General features: G+C 42.1%; 19 protein-coding genes. 14 read left to right on the top strand and 5 right to left on the bottom strand.

What is annotated here, in order from left to right:
- Nucleotides 1-161 precede the first annotated feature (161 nt).
- The 9 genes from IQ246_RS14895 to minE all read left to right on the top strand — a co-directional run bounded on the left by IQ246_RS14895 (nt 162) and on the right by minE (nt 10,884).
- Nucleotides 162-1,424 (top strand): beta-ketoacyl-ACP synthase, encoded by a 1,263-nt coding sequence (locus tag IQ246_RS14895; protein WP_194004141.1) that lies wholly within the window; start codon nt 162-164, stop codon nt 1,422-1,424.
- Nucleotides 1,425-1,561: 137 nt separating this feature from the next.
- A complete protein-coding gene (locus tag IQ246_RS14890) occupies nt 1,562-2,929 on the top strand; it encodes a folate/biopterin family MFS transporter (protein WP_194004140.1) in 1,368 nt (455 codons plus the stop codon).
- Between the two features lie 149 nt (nt 2,930-3,078).
- The gene (locus tag IQ246_RS14885) at nt 3,079-4,578 is read left to right on the top strand and encodes a carotenoid oxygenase family protein (RefSeq protein WP_194004139.1); all 1,500 of its coding nucleotides are present in this window, start codon (nt 3,079-3,081) and stop codon (nt 4,576-4,578) included.
- A gap of 191 nt (nt 4,579-4,769) precedes the next feature.
- Complete coding sequence (locus IQ246_RS14880) at nt 4,770-6,059, top strand: Glu/Leu/Phe/Val dehydrogenase (protein WP_194004138.1); 1,290 nt, start codon at nt 4,770-4,772, stop codon at nt 6,057-6,059.
- A 140-nt stretch (nt 6,060-6,199) separates the two neighbouring features.
- Entirely contained in the window at nt 6,200-6,862 is a 663-nt protein-coding gene (locus IQ246_RS14875; RefSeq protein ID WP_194004137.1) for a hypothetical protein, read from the top strand.
- Nucleotides 6,863-7,045: 183 nt separating this feature from the next.
- On the top strand, nt 7,046-8,407 hold the full coding sequence (locus IQ246_RS14870; protein WP_194004136.1) for a four-carbon acid sugar kinase family protein: 1,362 nt from the start codon (nt 7,046-7,048) through the stop codon (nt 8,405-8,407).
- A 136-nt stretch (nt 8,408-8,543) separates the two neighbouring features.
- Nucleotides 8,544-9,602 carry a septum site-determining protein MinC gene (gene minC, locus IQ246_RS14865; RefSeq protein ID WP_194004135.1) on the top strand — a complete coding sequence of 353 codons (1,059 nt, stop codon included), beginning with the start codon at nt 8,544-8,546 and terminating at the stop codon, nt 9,600-9,602.
- 167 nt (nt 9,603-9,769) lie between these two features.
- On the top strand, nt 9,770-10,576 hold the full coding sequence (gene minD, locus IQ246_RS14860) for a septum site-determining protein MinD (protein WP_194004134.1): 807 nt from the start codon (nt 9,770-9,772) through the stop codon (nt 10,574-10,576).
- A 35-nt stretch (nt 10,577-10,611) separates the two neighbouring features.
- Nucleotides 10,612-10,884, top strand: coding sequence for a cell division topological specificity factor MinE (gene minE / locus IQ246_RS14855; protein ID WP_194004133.1), 273 nt, complete (start codon nt 10,612-10,614; stop codon nt 10,882-10,884).
- Between the two features lie 43 nt (nt 10,885-10,927).
- On the opposite strand, the gene IQ246_RS14850 is transcribed toward minE, so the two are convergent.
- Both IQ246_RS14850 and IQ246_RS14845 read right to left on the bottom strand, forming a co-directional pair.
- The gene (locus IQ246_RS14850; RefSeq protein WP_194004132.1) at nt 10,928-11,155 is read right to left on the bottom strand and encodes a hypothetical protein; all 228 of its coding nucleotides are present in this window, start codon (nt 11,153-11,155) and stop codon (nt 10,928-10,930) included.
- Nucleotides 11,156-11,291: 136 nt separating this feature from the next.
- Entirely contained in the window at nt 11,292-12,611 is a 1,320-nt protein-coding gene (locus IQ246_RS14845; protein ID WP_194004131.1) for a hypothetical protein, read from the bottom strand.
- 889 nt (nt 12,612-13,500) lie between these two features.
- Here IQ246_RS14845 and fmt point away from each other — a divergent pair.
- Complete coding sequence (fmt, locus tag IQ246_RS14840; RefSeq protein WP_194004130.1) at nt 13,501-14,505, top strand: methionyl-tRNA formyltransferase; 1,005 nt, start codon at nt 13,501-13,503, stop codon at nt 14,503-14,505.
- Between the two features lie 49 nt (nt 14,506-14,554).
- On the opposite strand, the gene IQ246_RS14835 is transcribed toward fmt, so the two are convergent.
- The 3 genes from IQ246_RS14835 to IQ246_RS14825 form a co-directional block, all read right to left on the bottom strand.
- On the bottom strand, nt 14,555-14,920 hold the full coding sequence (locus IQ246_RS14835; RefSeq protein WP_194004129.1) for a DUF6464 family protein: 366 nt from the start codon (nt 14,918-14,920) through the stop codon (nt 14,555-14,557).
- A 257-nt stretch (nt 14,921-15,177) separates the two neighbouring features.
- Nucleotides 15,178-15,771 carry a hypothetical protein gene (locus tag IQ246_RS14830; RefSeq protein ID WP_194004128.1) on the bottom strand — a complete coding sequence of 198 codons (594 nt, stop codon included), beginning with the start codon at nt 15,769-15,771 and terminating at the stop codon, nt 15,178-15,180.
- 97 nt (nt 15,772-15,868) lie between these two features.
- Nucleotides 15,869-16,435, bottom strand: coding sequence for a DUF6658 family protein (locus tag IQ246_RS14825; RefSeq protein ID WP_194004127.1), 567 nt, complete (start codon nt 16,433-16,435; stop codon nt 15,869-15,871).
- A gap of 604 nt (nt 16,436-17,039) precedes the next feature.
- Between IQ246_RS14825 and IQ246_RS14820 the strand changes: the two genes are divergently transcribed.
- The 4 genes from IQ246_RS14820 to IQ246_RS14805 all read left to right on the top strand — a co-directional run bounded on the left by IQ246_RS14820 (nt 17,040) and on the right by IQ246_RS14805 (nt 19,544).
- Nucleotides 17,040-17,960 (top strand): lysylphosphatidylglycerol synthase domain-containing protein, encoded by a 921-nt coding sequence (locus IQ246_RS14820; protein WP_194004126.1) that lies wholly within the window; start codon nt 17,040-17,042, stop codon nt 17,958-17,960.
- Between the two features lie 850 nt (nt 17,961-18,810).
- Nucleotides 18,811-18,966, top strand: coding sequence for a hypothetical protein (locus IQ246_RS14815; protein ID WP_194004125.1), 156 nt, complete (start codon nt 18,811-18,813; stop codon nt 18,964-18,966).
- 29 nt (nt 18,967-18,995) lie between these two features.
- Nucleotides 18,996-19,208, top strand: coding sequence for an NAD(P)H-quinone oxidoreductase subunit L (gene ndhL, locus IQ246_RS14810; RefSeq protein ID WP_194004124.1), 213 nt, complete (start codon nt 18,996-18,998; stop codon nt 19,206-19,208).
- A gap of 24 nt (nt 19,209-19,232) precedes the next feature.
- Complete coding sequence (locus IQ246_RS14805; protein WP_194004123.1) at nt 19,233-19,544, top strand: DUF3007 family protein; 312 nt, start codon at nt 19,233-19,235, stop codon at nt 19,542-19,544.
- Nucleotides 19,545-19,603 lie beyond the last annotated feature (59 nt).

The following is a 19,603-nucleotide window of genomic DNA, read 5'->3' as shown; positions in this document are numbered from 1 at the left end:
AAACAAAGTCGGGATAGGGCATTGCCACGACTCTAAACGGACGCAGAGACGGGATAAGACTACTCCGGTAGCATCTGTCAACGAAGCGTCAAGAATCACCTCGCCTTCAGGCAGGTGAGTATGTCAATCCTAGCTCTTTTCTCCTATTTCTAATTTACAAATTGGTAAAGGTTGTTGTCACTGGCATAGGTCTAGTTTCTGCCTTGGGTGGAAGTTTAGATGATAGCTGGCAAAAATTGCTAGCAAGTAAATCTGGAATTCGGTTGCATCAACCATTTCCAGAACTCGAACCGCTTCCTTTAGGGTTGATTGGTCAACAACCAGCCCAATTGAAAATATTGACTCAGATGGTTGTTGCATCTGCTTTGCAAGATGCTCGGTTGGTTCCACCTTTACCTGATTGTGCTGTAGTCATCGGATCAAGTCGCTCTCATCAATCATCTTGGGAGTTGCTAGCGCGACAGCAAATAGAGCAAAGGAGTGGAGGAATGGGGGAGTGGAGGAGTGAAGGAATCAGGAAAATAAGTGAACAATTCATCTTGTCCCCCCCTCTTGCTTTCCCCCCCTCCTCTTGTAACCAGGGAGTGTGTTTAGAAAATTGGTTAGACACCTTACCTCAGATGAATGCGATCGCATCTGCGCGACAAATTGGAGCATCTGGGATAGTTTTAGCACCAATGGCAGCTTGTGCTACTGGTATTTGGGCGATCGCTCAAGCAGCTTTACTTATACAAACTGGGCAATGTCAACAGGCACTCGCTGGGGCAGTGGAAGCACCGATTACACCCCTATCTTTAGCAGGGTTTCAGCAAATGGGTGCTTTAGCGAAAACTGGGGCTTATCCCTTTGATTTGCACCGGGAAGGTTTAGTTTTAGGTGAAGGTGGAGCTGTGTTTGTCCTAGAATCAGCAGAGTTAGCAAAACAGCGTCAGGCAAGAGTGTATGGTGAAATTGTTGGTTTTGGCTTAACAAACGATGCGTATCACGCTAATTCACCAGAACCTGAGGGTAAAAGTGCGATCGCATCTATCAAGCAATGTCTAAAACGTAGCGGCTTGACACCAACCGACATTGATTACATTCATGCTCATGGTACAGCTACGCAGCTAAATGACTACATAGAGAGCAAAGTGATCCAGTATTTGTTTTCTCAAAGAGTGGCAGTTAGTTCCACAAAAGGAAGCTCAGGTCATACCCTAGGCGCATCAGGAGCTTTGGGAGTAGCTTTTTCTCTCATGGCGTTGAAGCATCAAATTCTACCGCCTTGTGTAGGATTGCAAGAATCAGAGTTTGATTTAAACCTAGTAAAAGAGGCACGTCTAAGTAAAATTCAGCGTGTATTATGTTTCAGCTTTGGCTTTGGTGGACAGAATGCGGTAATAGCGTTACATAACTCAGATCTGGATGCTGAGTGGAAAATCTAAGCCAGCTTTTGGGAAGATTTTGTTCATTTAGGTTAAATAATCTATTTTGCCAGGGATATATTCAGTCTGCTAGCAACCCACACTTTGAGAAATCGATATGATATAAAAATGGATAAAACTTCAAGAATATTCATCAAATGCTGATTCACTCCTCTGGCTTGTCCAAGGTCAAAGACTCAGTAAAAGAAAAAATTTTCTTGGGTCATGAACCCAATGCCGAGTTAATTGCAATTCTTACTGTCTACTTTGTCCAAGGAATTTTAGGGCTGGCGCGTCTAGCCGTGAGTTTTTTCCTCAAAGATGAACTGCTGCTAAGTCCGCCTCAGATGTCAGTATTATTGGGAATTGTCGCCCTACCTTGGATGATCAAGCCTGTGTTTGGTTTTGTCTCCGATGGCTTTCCTATATTTGGCTATCGTAGGCGTCCTTACTTGGTTTTATCCGGAATATTGGGAGCTGCTGCTTGGGTGAGCCTCGCGACAATAGTTCATACAAGCTGGGCGGCGACAGTGGCGATCTTCCTGAGTTCTCTCTCTGTTGCTGTTAGTGACGTGATAGTTGACTCGCTGGTTGTCGAACGAGCAAGATCTGAATCTCAAGCGGATGCAGGTTCTCTACAATCCCTGTGCTGGGGCGCTTCCGCAGTTGGAGGTTTGATAACAGCTTACTTTAGCGGTATGCTCTTAGAGCATTTCACTACCTACACTGTCTTTTGGATTACCGCTTTGTTCCCTCTTCTGCTCTCAGTTGTAGCTTGGTTAATTGCCGAGACTCCCATTAGCAAAGATGCCAAACAGAGTAATCACGAAAACTTTCTAACAATTAAGCATCAAGTAAGGCAACTACGCGAAGCCTTTACTCAAAAAGCAATTTGGCTACCAACAGCGTTTATTTTTATTTGGCAAGCCACCCCAAGTGCTGACTCAGCCTTTTTCTTCTTCTCCACCAACGAACTACACTTTAAACCAGAATTTTTGGGGCGAGTGCATTTATTGACAAGTGTTGCGTCTTTAGTTGGGGTTTGGATTTTTCAACGTTTTCTTAAAAGCATTCCTTTTCGCGTGATTTTTGGTTGGAGTACCTTTCTTTCAGCCACTTTGGGAATGACGACGCTGATATTAGTGACTCACACAAATCGGCTTCTAGGTATAGATGACCACTGGTTTAGTTTGGGTGATAGTCTTATTCTTTCCGTGATGGGGAAAATCGCCTTTATGCCAGTGATGGTTTTAGCAGCGAGGCTTTGTCCCCTTGGCGTGGAAGCGACATTATTTGCTTTGTTAATGTCGATATTTAATTCAGCAGGACTGGTTTCCCATGCATCTGGGGCATTAATCATGAATTGGCTAGGAATCACTTCAACTAACTTTGAGTCGCTTTGGCTGTTGGTGGTGATTACTAACTTCAGTACCCTGTTACCCCTACCATTCCTCAATTGGCTACCTGCTGCTGAGGAGCAAACTGAAACACTGACTTTGCAACCTGCCTCAGTCAAAAATGGTTAATCAGCGTTTTTGCCTGATTTGATTGATGGTAAAATAACCAGATTTAAAAGCAGTTGAGTAGTTCATTAAATACTCTCACACAACACTGCAAACAGATTCTTCTGTTGCCTAAAAATGTTGGCGCAGGGTAACAATCAAAAACAAAGTATATGCAGAATTTGAAAATTCAACAAAGCTCAATTACAGAAAAATCCTACACTCGTAGCGACTGGCAAAAAGGATATCAATCTCTAAATCAAGAGTTTGATTATTGGATTGATGATATTGAAGGACAAATTCCTCCAGAATTGCAAGGTACGTTGTTTAGAAATGGCCCCGGTTTGCTAGATATCAACGGACAAAGCATTCATCATCCTTTTGATGGTGATGGCATGATTAGCCGCATTACCTTTACCAATAGTCGCGCTCATTTCCGCAACCGTTTTGTCCGCACTGAAGGCTATTTAGCAGAGAAAGAAGCTGGAAAAATTCTCTATCGCGGTGTCTTTGGTACACAAAAACCTGGTGGTTGGCTAGCTAATATCTTCGACTTCAAAATCAAAAATATTGCTAATACCAACGTTATCTATTGGGGTGGGAAACTTTTGGCACTATGGGAAGCTGCTGAACCACATCATCTCAACCCTTACACTCTGGAAACTTTGGGTAGAGAATATTTCAATAATGTTTTGTCAACAAGTGAAGCTTTTAGCGCTCATCCGCGCTTAGATCCCAGTTGCGAACAAGATAGGAATGCACCTTGCCTGGTAAATTTCTCTATTAAGCCTGGACTATCCACAACAATTACTATTTTCGAGTTAAATCCAGCGGGTGAAATTATTAAGAAGCACGCTCATAGTGTTCCGGGTTTTTGTTTTATTCACGATTTTGTCATTACTCCCAATTACTGCATCTTCTTTCAAAATCCTGTCACCTTTAACCCTATACCTCTGGCTTTGGGAATACGAGCAGCAGGGCAATGTATCAAGTTTGAGCCCAACCAACCAACTCGCATTATAGTTATTCCTCGCACTCCCAAAAAAGGGCAAAGTGAGGTAAAAATTTTAGAAACTCAGTCTGGTTTCGTTTTCCATCACGTTAATGCTTTTGAGATGGGGGATGAAGTCTTAATTGACTCCATTTGCTACGAATCCTTACCAGAAGTAGAACCCGAAAGCGATTTTCGGAGAGTCGATTTTGAGGCACAGTCCCCTGGAAAACTTTGGCGGTTTTGTCTCAATCTCAAAGATGGCACGGTGCAACAGAAGTTGATTGAAAGTCGCTGTTGTGAGTTTCCTAGTATTAATCCAGCTAATGTGGGTCGTCCTTATCAATACTTATACATAGGCGCAACTCATGCAGAGACTGGTAATGCTCCGTTGCAAGCATTGCTAAAAATTGATTTAGAGTCTGGAGAAAGACAACTTTGGAGTGCTGCACCTCGTGGTTTTATGGGTGAGCCGATTTTTGTCCCTCGCCCAGGTTCTGAAAAAGAAGATGATGGTTGGGTGCTGGCTTTGGTTTATGATGCTGCTCATCACCGCTCAGATGTGATGATTTTAGATGCTGGTAATTTCCACAAAAGCCCGATAGCACGGCTGCATCTCAAACATCATGTTCCCTATGGTTTACATGGGAACTTTACTTCTGAAGTTTTTGTACCTAACTAGATCCCTTGCTTAGCGAAGCGATCGCCAATGAACACAGATGGGTCTTTTCAGTGTTGATCACACATATCATAAAATGAAAATTAAAATGTAACAGGAACTACAAAAAATTCCTTTCTTCAAAAAAAAGGATAAGCTAGGCATATAGTCATATATATCCGGTTCGCGAAAAAGCGCGATTAGAAGAAAATTATATGAATCTAACATCTTTGTTGCCACTGGAAGCCACCTCTCCAGCACACATTTGTCCATTTGATCAAGCCTGTAGCTATCTAGAGGCGGCAGCCAAGGAATTAAGATTAGATCAAGGGTTGGTGGAAATCCTCAGCCACCCGCGCAAAGTCGTTACAGTTTCCATTCCTGTAAAACTAGATAATGGTGAAGTACGGGTTTTCGCTGGACACCGAGTGCAGCACGCCGATGTTTTAGGCCCCTACAAAGGAGGGATTCGTTACCACCCCGCTGTAACCCTGCGGGAAGTGTCAGCCCTAGCAATGTTGATGACTTGGAAATGCTCCCTGTTAGGTATTCCTTACGGTGGCGCTAAGGGAGGTATTTCCATAGATCCGAAAAGCTACAGCGTCGGCGAATTAGAGCGGATCAGTCGTCGTTATATCAGTGAATTAATTAAAGATATTGGCCCTTCAGTAGATATTCCCGCACCAGACATGGGCACTTCTGCCCGTGAGATGGCTTGGATGATGGATACTTACTCAGTAAATGTTGGTCATGCCGTGCCAGGGGTTGTGACTGGGAAGCCACTTTCTATCGGTGGTTCGCGGGGACGGGAAATGGCAACTGGACGCGGTGTGATGATTATTATACGTGAGGCACTGGCAGATCGAGGAAGCTCCTTGGTGGGAGTGCGAGTGGCTATTCAGGGTTTTGGTAATGTCGGTAGTGCCGCAGCAGAATTGCTATACCAAGCTGGAGCAAAAATTATCGCTGTCTCGACGGGTGCAGGTGGTGTCTTTTGCCAAGACGGTCTTGATATTCCAGCATTGAAAGCTTACGCTGCTGAAAACCGCAAAAGTGTTGTAGGCTTTCCCCAAGCGGTATCAATTAGTAATGCAGATTTACTAACTTTACCTTGCGATGTTTTAATACCAGCAGCTTTGGAAAACCAGATTACAGGAGAAAATGTGAATCAGGTACAAGCGCAGATCATCGCAGAAGCAGCTAATGGCCCAGTTACTCTGGAAGCTAACCAGTTACTAACGGCGCGGGGTGTGACTGTATTACCTGATATCTTGGCCAATGCTGGTGGTGTGGTGGTGAGTTATCTAGAATGGGTGCAGGGTCTTTCTTACCTATTTTGGGATGAAGAACGCGTCAACAGCGAAATGGAACATTTGATGGTAAAAGCTTACCGCCGAGTAGTTCAACAATCAGAGGTGCGCCAAGTTCCTCTACGGTTGGCAGCTTATACCTTGGGTGTAGGTCGTGTAGCGCAGGCGCTGACTGATAGGGGCCTTTATCCTTGATTGTTTCTATACTCTTTAATTTACGAGGTAGATCAATTATCTGCCTCTTTTTGTTTGGCGATCGCTCTGTGCTCTTTCTGGAATTGCTTAACCCGATTAAAATGAATACGCAACTTGGGCTTCCATAGGAGTATGCAACCGTGCAGCCGGACTTAATAGGCTTGGAAATTAGTAAGGGAGAACTAAGACGTTTGACTGGGTTCGATCCAGAAGACGTTTTTCGACCTTCTGTTCTGCGAGATAGTAAGAAGCGATTAGGGTTTTTGCTTAGTGAAGCTCTGGTGACGTTGGCGCTAACCCCAATAATTGTTGGCTTTGTTTATGCATTTATTATTTTGCCAACAATTGGTTCTTCAATTCGACTAGGAATTCTCTTACTAATTTTAGTGCCAATCCCAATATTAGTTGGGCGATCGCTTTGGCGGCAGTTGACCTGTCCTGAAGCACTAACAATACTTTTAGATGAAGTTGATAAATATCATACTGTGATTGAAGCCATAGATATTAACGATCAATTGGCAGCATCAGGAAACTCTCAAAGCAATATAAATGACCGAAACAAAGTGACCGCCGCCTTACAACTTATTAGAGAAGATTTAGTACGGGGGCTGAAAACAGAACGAATTTTGCGAGATAATAAAAAATTGCTTGCTAATAATCAAGAGTTATTTGTCAATAATTTAGCCAGTTTGCAAGCCCTAGAAGTTAGTAGTCAGGCAGGCGAATACGCTCAACTGCTAAATCAATCGTTGCAAATTGCCCTCGATGTGCAAACAGAGATTAGAAAATTGCAGAAGGTCTAAGTGGAAATTTCTCCAATCAGACACTACTTGCTACCCTGCAAGAATGCTAAGAGGTAAACCCGAAGTTATAATTGGACGCCGAAGTTCAGATCGGAGGCTTCCTCCGCTCAGACTTCTCTTTGTCCAACGCAGTGGCTCAACTTTCACAAAAAACAGTCGCCCCATTGGCTTAAATGAGCAACAATGAGCAACAAACCAAAAATAATTGTTTTGGATGATGACCCTACTGGTTCTCAAACAGTCCACAGCTGCTTACTGCTAATGCGGTGGGATGTAGATACTTTACGCATCGGTTTACGCGATGACTCACCAATCTTCTTTGTGCTGACTAATACTAGATCTTTACCTCCAGAGTCAGCCGCATCTGTTACCAAAGAAGTTTGCCAGAACCTGAAAATCGCCTTAAGCACTGAAGGAATCGACGATTTTCTGATTGTCAGCCGTTCTGATTCTACTTTGCGGGGACATTACCCTATCGAAACAGATGCGATCGCCCAAGAACTTGGGCCATTTGATGCTCATTTTCTCGTTCCAGCATTTTTTGTTGGCGGAGCCTCTCAAACAGAGGGTGGGCGTATCACCCGTGACAGCATACATTATTTGATTATTGATGGTGTACCAACACCAGTGCATGAAACTGAGTTCGCCCGTGATTCGGTCTTTGGCTACCACCACAGTTATTTGCCTAAGTACGTAGAGGAAAAGACTCAAGGACAAATTAGCGCAGAGGCTGTAGAAAGGTTTCTACTGGCCGACATTCGCGCTGGTAGCCTGGAACGCTTGCTGAAACTTACTGATAATAAGTGCGCTGTTGTAGATGGTGAAACTCAAAGTGATCTTAATCGCTTTGCCGTTGACGTACTAGCTGCGGCAAGCCAAGGTAAACGCTTTCTGTTTCGCAGTGCTGCCAGTATCTTAACAGCTTTAGCAGCCTTACCTCCTCAGCCTATTGCTGCCGAAAATATGGCACAGTATGTACGACAAGGCAAACCAGGTGCAATCATAGTTGGTTCCCATGTGAAAAAAACAACTCAGCAGTTAGCGGCACTGTTGCAAGTCGAGGGAATCGTGGGAATCGAAGTGAATGTAGCACGATTACTTGATGATGGGACAAATCAATCTGCTACACTGCTAACCGAGATCCTGGAAAGCACAAGGGTGGTACACGCTGCTGGCAAAACACCAGTAATTTATACTAGCCGCCAAGAATTGTCTTTCAAAGATGTCAAAACACGATTAGATTTTGGGGCAAAGGTTTCAGGTTTATTGATGGATATTGTGCGCGGCTTACCATCTGATATAGGATTCTTAATCAGCAAAGGTGGCATTACTTCAAATGATGTCTTGAGTAATGGTCTTGCCTTAACTTCCGCACGCTTACTCGGTCAAATATTAGCTGGTTGTTCTATGGTGCTGACGCCATCTGATCATTCCCAGTTTCCTAATTTGCCCGTGGTGCTGTTTCCGGGTAATGTTGGTGATGCTGATGCGTTGGGGACAATTTATCAAAGGTTGACTCAAACAGTCCTGAGTCAGGAGTCTTGAGTTAAAAGTGAAGATGATGATCATTATTAAACTTAAACTACTGATCACTTTCTGGGGTGAGGATGTAGTTGCATTCTGCAACTAATCTAAATATTGGTAATTGCTCAGTGTATTTGCGTCTTTTGGCTGGTGCTGCATGACTTCTGATTCTGCTATACCCAATTTAGAGTCCAGTTCTGCATTCCCTAATGCAGAATCAATATCTACTCTTTCTGATATAGAGGTAAATTCTACTGTTTCTGGCGTTGCTGATGTAGAGTCAGATTCTATCCTTCCAGATGCTGAGCTAAAATCTGTTCTCCTTTATTTAAAATCAAACTCTACACCTGGCGATGTTGAGTCAAATCCTACTAACCCGGATTTAGATTCCAATCCTGCTTTTTCTGATTCAGCATCAAATTTTATCCTGACTGATTCCAATCCCACCGAATCATCATTACTTCAGCATCAGGTAAATCACAATATTCAAGTCCAGTTGAAAAGTGAGGAGGGACGACTGTTATTAATTTTACCAACAGAATCTCAAGTATCTGCCTCAGAATTAAGTTGGTCTGATATTTGGCAACAGATGAAGCACCGCTTGAATGCAAGCGATCGCTTACGAATGCCTAACACTATAGTGCATCTGATGGCGTATGATCGCTTGGTGGATGCTAGGCAACTGCAAGAACTTGCTGAAACTTTAAATGACTTACAACTCCAGCTAACATCTGTTTCGACTAGTCGTCGTCAAACTGCGATCGCTGCGGTAACAGCCGGCTATTCTGTAGAACAACTACAGCCAGTAACTTCCTTGACATCTGAACCCAAAGCTGCGGCTATACCCCTAGCAGATTCCCTCTATCTGGAAATGACTGTACGTTCTGGAGTAGAAATACGTCATCCTGGTACAATAATTCTCTTAGGAGATTTAAATCCCGGTGGTATTGTAATCGCAGATGGAGATATTTTAGTCTGGGGTCGCTTACGTGGCGTTGCTCACGCTGGTGCCGGAGGCAATCGCGAGTGTCTGATTATGGCTCTGCAAATGGAACCAACCCAATTGCGGATAGCAGATGCTGTAGCTAGAGCACCAGAAAAATCGCCCATGCAGTTTTCTCCAGAAGTGGCACATATTACACCTCAAGGAATTCGCATCGCTAGGGCTACTGATTTTTCTAGAAACCAATTATCCAGGAGCAATCAGGAGCCATAAATATTTACTTAGAAAATGTCAGGATAAAGGATGAAGTAAAGAAAATATTCATGCCTCACCCTCATCAGGGAGTTCAGATATTTCTTCATACTTGATACGATACTTCATACTTTATACTTCAGTTTACTGTTTTATATTTCCTGAACCTAATCGAGCGCATTTCTACCATGACTCGCATTATTGTAATTACCTCCGGCAAAGGAGGCGTGGGTAAAACCACAGTTTCGGCAAATCTGGGCATGGCTTTAGCCAAAATAGGGCGTCAAGTTGCTTTAGTTGATGCGGATTTTGGTCTAAGAAATTTGGATTTGCTGCTAGGGCTGGAAAACCGCATTGTCTATACTGCGGTGGAAGTTCTGGCAAGGGAGTGTCGCTTAGAACAAGCTTTGGTGAAAGATAAGCGACAACCCAACCTCGTACTTTTGCCAGCAGCACAGAACCGCTCTAAAGATGCAGTCACTCCCGAACAAATGAAGTTACTAGTGAATGCACTGGCACAGAAATATCAGTACGTGATCATTGATAGCCCTGCTGGGATTGAAAATGGGTTTAAAAATGCGATCGCCCCAGCTAAAGAAGCCCTAGTTGTCACCACGCCAGAAATTTCTGCCGTTCGTGATGCTGACAGGGTAGTCGGGTTATTAGAAGCACAAGGTATCAAGCGTGTTCATTTAATAATTAACCGTATCAGACCCTCAATGGTACAGGCGAATGATATGATGTCAGTGCAAGATGTTCAGGAACTTCTCGCAATACCCCTAATTGGGGTGATCCCTGACGATGAGCGCGTTATTGTCTCTACCAATCGCGGCGAACCTTTAGTATTAGCGGATACTCCCTCTTTAGCTGCCACAGCCTTTGAAAACATTGCTCGTAGATTGGAAGGGGAATCGATCCAATTTCTTGAGATCGACTCGTCACAGGACAACATCTTCGCCCGTCTGCGAAGGTTGTTGTGGACAAAGATTGTTTAACTCATTTTCCAGTCTCTGCCCCAGACCTATTTGCAATGATTGAACTTCTAGAACGACTTTTTTCTCGCGGTACTGACAACAGTCGCACTCAAGTTAAACGTCGCCTGCAATTGGTGATTGCCCATGATCGCGCTGACTTAGATCCTCAAACGTTGGAAAAAATGCGGCAAGAAATCCTAGATGTAGTCTGCCGCTATGTAGAAATTGACACGGAAGGCTTAGAGTTCTCCCTAGAAAGCAACCAACGAACCACAGCTTTAATTGCTAATCTGCCTATCCGCCGAGTGAAAGGAACTATACCTGAATAAAAAAGCAACCATAAATAACAATAGCTTTGTTTAGAAATTAGTATTATTTATCTCTTTGATCGGGAAATAGCTTTTGAGTTATATTCTTTACCATAGCCGCCCAAGCACTAGGATTGATTAGCGGATCAGCTTGTTGCACTATATCTTCCTTAGACTCACCATGCCAAACCCTAGTATTTACCCCGTTCAGATGCCGCAATATATGAAAGAAAAATTGCTGTGATTCCGTTAAGCCCAATAAAGAGAGTTGATATGGGAATAGTATTTTCAATCATTTTGATTCCTTGTACTAACTCATAACTCAGAACCTCTTTTGGATCATACGGCTGTTAGCTGTCTCCTCTTAAAAAAATTTCCCGTCGTCACCAGTGGCAATAACGGGAACAGCATATAAAATTTTCTATAAACTACCGATAAGCGACTTGTGGCCCTGCCCAAACTTCTGTATCTTTTTTACCAAAAGTAATAGGCTGATCTGCATCTGTTGTTGTGGGTACAGTCTTGCCATCATTAGCTACTTTTACCAAAGGCCAGTTTTCCTCGCCCATCTCACCAGCACGAAATAGTACATGATCGGGTTGGCTTTTACTCCAACCTAATAATATCGCTATTTTCTCATGCTCATTTTCCTCTTGAGCCGGAGCAACAATATTGGCTTGATTTTTTTGCCGATCCCAAATCACTGCATGATCTGTAGCATCACCTGTGTTAAATATTCCTTTAAACTTACGTGCTAAGAAGCGATCGCCTTTTTCGGACCAGCTGACGGGAACTAACACCCCAATTGATCCATTTGTATCGATCTGTTCTTGTTCTGGTAAAACAGCATTTACAGCTAATAAAGGATCACTAACAGGAGCTGTTGAAGCCATCACCCACAACTTCTTGGTTTGCATATCTTGGACAAACAGAACGCTGGTGACGCGACTGTTATACATTTCTGGTTTTACTTCTAGTTGCACCCGACTATAAACAGCATATTTACCATCTGGGGAAACTACAGGTACACTGCGGTAGTAGCGCACTCCAGAGCCACCTTTGGAGCCAATAGTCTCTTGAGTAGCTGTGATCCATTTCCAAGGAATAGGATGAGGACTTCCTATGGGATCTGTTTGTTCTGCTTGAGTTTCCTCAGCAGGTGTTTGCGTTGTTGTAGTTGGTTGTGATTCTCCTGCAATTGGTGCAAGTTCAACAGCCGCCAATGATTGAGAAACAGGCTTTTGTCTTGCTTGAGAATTTTCTTTTTCTGTCAAAGACTTAATCTTAGCGGCTTTTAATTTCTCCACTAAATGAAGTTGACTAACAAACACCCCTGGTGATGGCGCGAGTTCAACTGCTGCAAATGGATCAGCAGTAGACACATTGCTGCTTGACAGAGAATCATCTGCTAGATAATTATTTTCTTCTAACAAAGACTTAATTTTATCCGCTGCTAATATTTGCGGTTTCTTAACAGCAGTTTTTTTAATTGGCACAGAGTCAAATTCTCTCAACGAGCTTGTTTGAGCTTTGACAATTTCAGCTATATCTGGTTCCTTAAAAGCAGCCACTTCTTTTGATACAGAGTCGGATTCTCCAGTCATAGAAGTTACTTTTACTACTCTTGATTTGGCTGCGCTAGAGTTAGCTGATGCCGCAAATAAAGGTGCAAGCAGTATCACAAAAACTACGTAATTAAGAAAGGGGTGCGTACGGAACCATCCTGACAGCAAAAGGGGTTTAAGCATTTGTAGACTCTTTAAAAGTGTGGTTGCTGTGTAAGGAGCAATGCTTATACGGCAATGAGCAAAGTCTAATTATATGTATAGCAAGAAACCAAAAGTTTTTACGAGATATTTACTTCCAATTTTGCATATTTTTACGAAAAAAGTATATTTAATTACCTTTTATTAGTAAAGGCATACAAGATGTTTTTACGAAAATATGCCCGTATAATAAACGGCAGAAAACTAAGTAATTTCTGCCAAAAATACACTATTTATGTTTCTATATTCAACCTCACCAACATTTGGTGTTGATGAGGAAGAATTAAGGTTATTAATACTGGCAGCAGAAAGTCAGAGAATTATGTATTTAGTGAACGTTGCTAGTAGTAACTAGCCTGGATTTACCTAGCTAGTTCAGGCGTTGCCGCAACAGTGGAAACTCCGATAACTATAAATGTGAGGCGCTACTTTAAAAATTTGGGTAAGGCATATCACATAATATATGTTACTCACAAACCACTAGTGTCATCCACTAAAAAACAGAAATTGTGATATTTTTCAAAAAAAACAGTAGAAAAGCAACAGTGTAGGTGATTTCCAGAATAAAAACTACCACACAACATCATTACATCGTAGGTTGGAACGGCTGTTCACCCTCTTCATCGGTAAAAATTTTTTCATAAATCACCTTATTATAAGCGCGATCGCACTTAGCGCCAGTTCGAGAAAAAATTTTGAACTAAATTTAGCATTTAGATCCTCTAGCGCCTAGTAACAACATATATATCATCAAATATTCTTTACAAAAGTCAACGGTGCTTTACACCACAGCATTGAAGTTGTAATTAAATCAGTTGTCAGTAATTAGGGTCGCACTTACTATTAACTAATGACTAATGACTAATGACTAATGAAAATCGTATTCTTTGGTACTCCCAAGTTTGCTATCCCCACTTTAGAAAAGTTACTGAATCACTCAGAATTTGAAGTGTTGGCAGTTGTAACCCAACCAGATAAACGCCGGGAACGCGGAAATAAACTTACCCCTTCCCCAATAAAAACTATCGCCAATAATCATACCTTGCCAGTATGGCAGCCCCAGTCAGTGAAAAAAAACACTGAAACTTTAACCCAACTCAAACAATTAGACGCAGATGCGTTTGTTGTCGTCGCCTATGGACAGATTTTGTCGCAGAAAATCTTAGATATACCAAAGTTGGGGTGCATTAATCTACATGGCTCAATTTTACCGAAATATCGAGGTGCAGCTCCGGTTCAGTGGTGTCTACATAACGGCGAAAGGGAGACGGGGATCACGACCATGTTAATGGATGCGGGGATGGATACTGGGGCAATGCTTCTAAAAGCGATTACACCTGTTGAATTACTAGAGAATGCCCAAGATTTAGCCGATAGGCTAGCAGCAATTGGTGCAGATTTGTTAGTGGAAACTCTGTTGAAGCTAGAACGTAAGGAAATTGAACCAATTCCTCAAGACAATTCAGAAGCTAGTTATGCACCTTTAATTCAAAAACAAGATTATGGCTTGGATTGGTCAAAAAGCGCTATCCAGTTACACAATCAAATCAGGGGCTTTTACCCTAACTGTACTGCTATCTTTCGTGACAGACCTCTGAAAATCACGGCTTCCGCTCCCTTTGGTTCTGCTTGCGATCGCGAGCTACCACCAGAATTGCAAGAAATAATCCCTAAATTGTCTAATTTGTCAACTAAATTAAATAATCCTGGAGAAGTAGTGAGCATTGCTAAGGGAATTGGAGCGATCGCCCAAACTGGGGAGGGTTTTTTGCTATTGCGAGAAGTTCAGCTAGCTGGTAAACGTCCCCAGTCGGGATGGGATTTTGTCAATGGTAACCGTTTAACTGTGGGAGAAGTCTTTGGCTCTGGGAGTTAGGAAGATCAAGAGATGAGACTAATAACTCCTAACTCCTAACTTCTAAGCCTTAACTCCTGACTTCTAAATTTTCATAAAAGCGGCAAGACTTGCAAGGGCCATCTGGGTTTACAGCACAGCGAATAATTTCTGAACAAGCATTATATCGGCAACTAGCATCACCAATTACCCAACGTCCCTGTACTAAACTTTTCTCAGATGGTCGTTTAGCAGATTGTACGTAAATAGCAATATTATGCAAGCGGTAGCGCCCAGCCTTTAATTGATATCTGTGGCGGCGCTCTAAAACCGCGTAGGTTTTACCTTGAAAATCAAGATAGTTTCCGGGCTGGGGTGTCCAATCAAGTTGCACTCTACCGAGGGACTCACGGGGATACGTCAGAATCACCTCGGTTTGTAAAGAGTCTGGCTCCATAAGCTTATGTGATTTGATTTACATTATAAGGATGGTATCGCGATCGCTTACTTTAGCTTACCGGATTTAGATTATAGTTAATGGCTTACTAAGATTAATAGATAATATATACATAGAAGTTAATTGATTTAAATAAGTAAAATTTATACTATTTTTTACTTTGAAAATGATATAAAGACTAATAACAATCATCATAAGTGCAAAACATAGAACAGGCAGGAAGCCTGTCCTACAATCAATAATTAATTTTAATCAGTCTATCTGACTGTCCTATTTACAGCGTCAGCTGCATCCTCGGTTGTTCGCTGAATATTTTTTCCAGCATCCTCGCCTGCACGTTGGATATTTTTGGTCAAGCTTTTAGCAGCGTTCTGAGTGTTTTCCTGGATATTTTCAATCCCGCGCTTAGTTCCCTTAGCGACTCCTTCTCCGACTTCTCCAGCAGAACTACCAACATCTTCACCCAAATTTTTCACTCTTTCACCAAAGGATGTACCGTCTTTAAAATTTCGTTCGTATTGCTCACGACTGTCAATCCCTTTTTCTTCAACATTCCTTTGAGCATTTTTTGATAGCGCTTCAGATCTATCGTTTGCTGCCTTCTCAGTTCCTCCAGCTCTGGGGTCTACATCACTAAAATTATTCATTCCACCAGCAGGAGAAGAGAGAGGATAATCTTTTGTGGGATCGTATCGTTTGGTATAAGATGATTGAGAATCGGGTTGTGGTGGTGGTGTTGCTATTCCACGAGCACCGCAAGCCTGGGTCATAAATAGGAAAATTCCTACTAGGAAGACCGTTAAAATCTTCGCGGGACGAATATTTTTCAGCCAATTGATTGCTCTTTTCATAGTTCCAGTCCTTGCAATTTTGTGTCTAATTAAACGTTAACCAAGAAAGCATTTAGAATTAATTTCAAATCTCAGATATTGAGACGAAATTAGAATTCTATCTGCCTACTGCCGGGTTTTTTTGTAATTCAGGTCTAGTACCTGCCTCATCTGCCTTTTCTTTCAGAAAGCCGGAAGCCTCTTCAAATTCTTCTTTTACAGTTTCAATTCGTTCTTGAACCCGAGTTCCTAAATTTGGTTCACGTTGAATTAAGCCACCTGGTTCAGGTTGGCGAAAGTCTTTATCAGTGATGATTGGCAGTTCTGCTTCTTTATTAACTCGACCTGCTGGTGTCTCAGCACCGGGATAAAGTAGCTCAGATTCTCTATTTGTGGCAATGATAAATTGTGAGCTTGGCTGTACGCTAGCTTGGTTTTGTTGCTTGTTAGCTTTTGTGTTCGTTACTTTCGGATCTGTAGACATCCGATAATTGGTATATTTGTCTCCACCATCCTTATAAGGATTGTTCGCTCCGCCAGCTTGGACAGCAGGATTTTGTGGATTTGCACCTGTGGCATTTGCCCCGCTACAAGCAGTGCTAACTACCAATAATAACCCAGCTAAAAAGATAGTTAACACCTGGCGCAGCCGCAATTTTTTCAAGAAAGCTCTCAAAACGTTCATTCTAGTCATGTCCTCCTTCAAACTAAAAGTAAGCTATTGATTTTGCTGACTTATAGGGTTGATTGGCAATTTTTTGAACTATTTTTCTTCAGCAAACCTTTTAACACCCCTAGTTAAGGATAGGAGGACTAAAACTACCCACACATCTAGCGTAGGTAACATTATACTTAGCACTAAACCATTATTTCTATCTAACTAAGGAGAGATAAAATAATATAATATTTTATTGATTCTGTGGAAAAACTAAGGCTGTTTTTAATAGTGTATAAATTGAACTATAAGTCAGGGATCAATGTATATCGTTTGAGATCACCCTTAAGAAAGATATTAAATATCTATATAATTCATATTTAATTTTTGAAAAAACTGCGTAAACCTCTAACTACCTTTTTGATTTTTCCCTATTTTCTATTCCTCCGAAGTTTGGATCTGAGAAAACCTCCGCTCTAACTTCTCTCTATTCCCCATTCCCTGTCTCTACGAGTCAGTTCACGAATCAAATCAGATTACTATATATGGGATATGGAGAATTTAGTAAAAAAAATGTCAATTAGGATTTGAGATATTCAACCCTGGTTGCCATAACCGTTAAATTACCAAAATCATGAAGCAAATTTTGCGCTGGCTAATTTTGGGTGGGACGCTGTTTTTTTTAGCGAAAGCTTTGAAGGATAATTGGCTCGAGGTGGCTACTATCCGCATTGATGGTGTAGGATGGGCAATTCTTGCGATCGCGACAGGTGTAACTTTACTGGCACATACTTGGGCTGGCTGGATCTGGACTTGGGTTCTGCAAGATTTAAATCAACCTGTACCATCTTCCGAGTTTATTCAAGTTTACCTAAAAACAAACATAGCCAAGTATTTGCCAGGTAATATCTGGCATTACTATGGGAGAATTGTAGCAACTAAGAATGCTAATATTTCTAACGGTGCAGCTACCTTAAGCGTCTTGCTAGAACCGCTACTCATGGCGGCGGCTGCTTTAATCATCATTGTTCTATTCGGTAGTCAATTTGCGGCAGTGAATACCACTCTGGTTGGGCAAATCTTACAATTACTGAGTTTAGGTGTGGTACTTTGTGCAGTTCATCCCCGGTTTGCAAACCCAGCCATTCGCTTTTTGTACAGACTGAAAGCAACAAAATCTGCTAATATCACTCAGCCTACTATTCCCTTCAATATTGAACGCTATCCCTTACGACCTTTGTTAGGAGAATTAGGCTTTTTGGGATTACGCAGTACTGGCTTTATATTAACTATTTCTGCCTTGAATTCTTTGAATTGGAGTCAAATTCCTTTGTTACTAGGGGCTTTTAGTTTCGCTTGGTTATTAGGATTAGTTATTCCAGGTGCGCCTGGTGGATTGGGTGTGTTTGAAGCAACTGCTTATGAACTTTTACGTCACCACTTCCCAGGCCCCGTAGTATTCGGTGCGATCGCCTTATATCGCTTGATTAGTATTCTAGCTGAAACCATTGGTGCTGCTTTAGCTTGGCTCGACGAACGCTTAGCTCAGTGTTGAGTTTTAATTTCTGTCTACCCATATCCCAAAAATAAATTTATAGCAGCCGCCAGGCTGGTTAGGACGCTGTACCAAGAACATTTTCCATGTCCTAATCAAAATGGCTACGGCTATAACAATAAAAACATTTATTATTAAACCCACCTGTACTGGATAGTTTAATTTATTAAACTTTTGAACTTTTTAATGGGGGTGGAGGGACTTGAACCCTCACGACCTTTTACGGTCAACGGATTTTCATTCTCCCACAGCTTTCACTGCTGTCTGATAGGTTTAGTAACCACAGACTTTGAGAATTGGACCCTCCCTTTACCCTCGACTTAACGTTAGGGTAGCTCCCGTCGGGCCTCTGCACCTTCCCTCAATTTAGACTTTTGGATTACAGATTAATCACAAATTTCAAATTTATGGGCTTGGCTCAGGATTGCCGTGTCTGTTAACAGATTTAGGTTTCCCTGAGTTTGAGAGCATCCACTTGAGGGATTTCTCCTTCAAGGCTCAGTTTACTAAGTCCGTAGCGTCTACCATTCCGCCACACCCCCTTAGGTATTTGGCAAATATTCACTTTTTGAACGCAGCGAATACTTCCTTATCTATTCCACCATCAATTGTGTCTTTTGTGCAACTAAATTGAAAATTTTTTGTTTATAACCTTTTGATGCCGAAAAACAGGACGCGCTTTATTGAGGCAGGACTTACGCAAAAGTTACCAAAAAGCTTAATTGATCGAACCGCCATCTCTACCAGAGGCTTTCGCCAACGCGCAGCGTCTAGCACAGAAGACGCCTTCTCTACGATCCACTTCTGGTAGAGAAGAACGCCGAGAATTCGTAGAGTGTGCGTAAATCCTATGAGGGGAAAGGTAAATTGGTTGGAAATTGGTAGTGGCGATCGCACACGCAGGCGTCTGATCAACGTTCAGCCTATCTGTATGTGGAATGAACTGCGAAATCAACCTATTTTGCAACAGGCAATACTTCCCTCAGCACAAGCATTCAGCCTATGATAAGGAAATAGACGCTTAGACAAAAAAGTATGATTGTCGCCCTGCTGTATCTGATTTTGGCTGGAGCCTATCTTTTAGTAATGCCAATTGCTATCTTGCTGTACCTCAAACAGCGTTGGTATGTGGCTACCGCCATCGAGCGTACCTTTATGTACTTTTTGGTGTTTTTCTTCTTTCCAGGTCTGTTGGTTCTATCACCGTTTGTGAATTTTCGACCCAAGCGGCGACAAATTGAAGTTTAATAAGATTGGTAGGTCATAAATCTCATGCGACGCGTTGACGCCATTAGCATTGGACTGGGCATTTTTCTGGCTGGCGGCTTGGCATATATAGTATTGCAGCTAGTCGGGTTAGATAATCAAAAAGCTGGAATCTTGAGCCAAGTCCTACTAGTCAGTGGATTGGTTGGCTGGTTAATCACCTATTTTTTCCGCGCAGTGGGACAAAAAATGACCTACCACCAACAGCGGGAACAGTATGAACAGGACTTTCTTCAGAAGCGGCTAGAAGAACTTACTCCCGAAGAACTAGCACGAATTCAAGCTGAAATAGAACAAGAAGAACAAACACAGGTGTAAAGTTATCTATTAGCCAAGAGCCCAAAGTCAAAAGTCCAGATTTTAACTCTTGACTGTTG

Origin of the sequence: aff. Roholtiella sp. LEGE 12411, assembly GCF_015206995.1 — a bacterium.
Lineage (GTDB): Bacteria > Cyanobacteriota > Cyanobacteriia > Cyanobacteriales > Nostocaceae > Komarekiella.
Note: the sequence above shows the minus strand (reverse complement) of the source record. Positions and strands in the feature narration are given on the sequence as shown.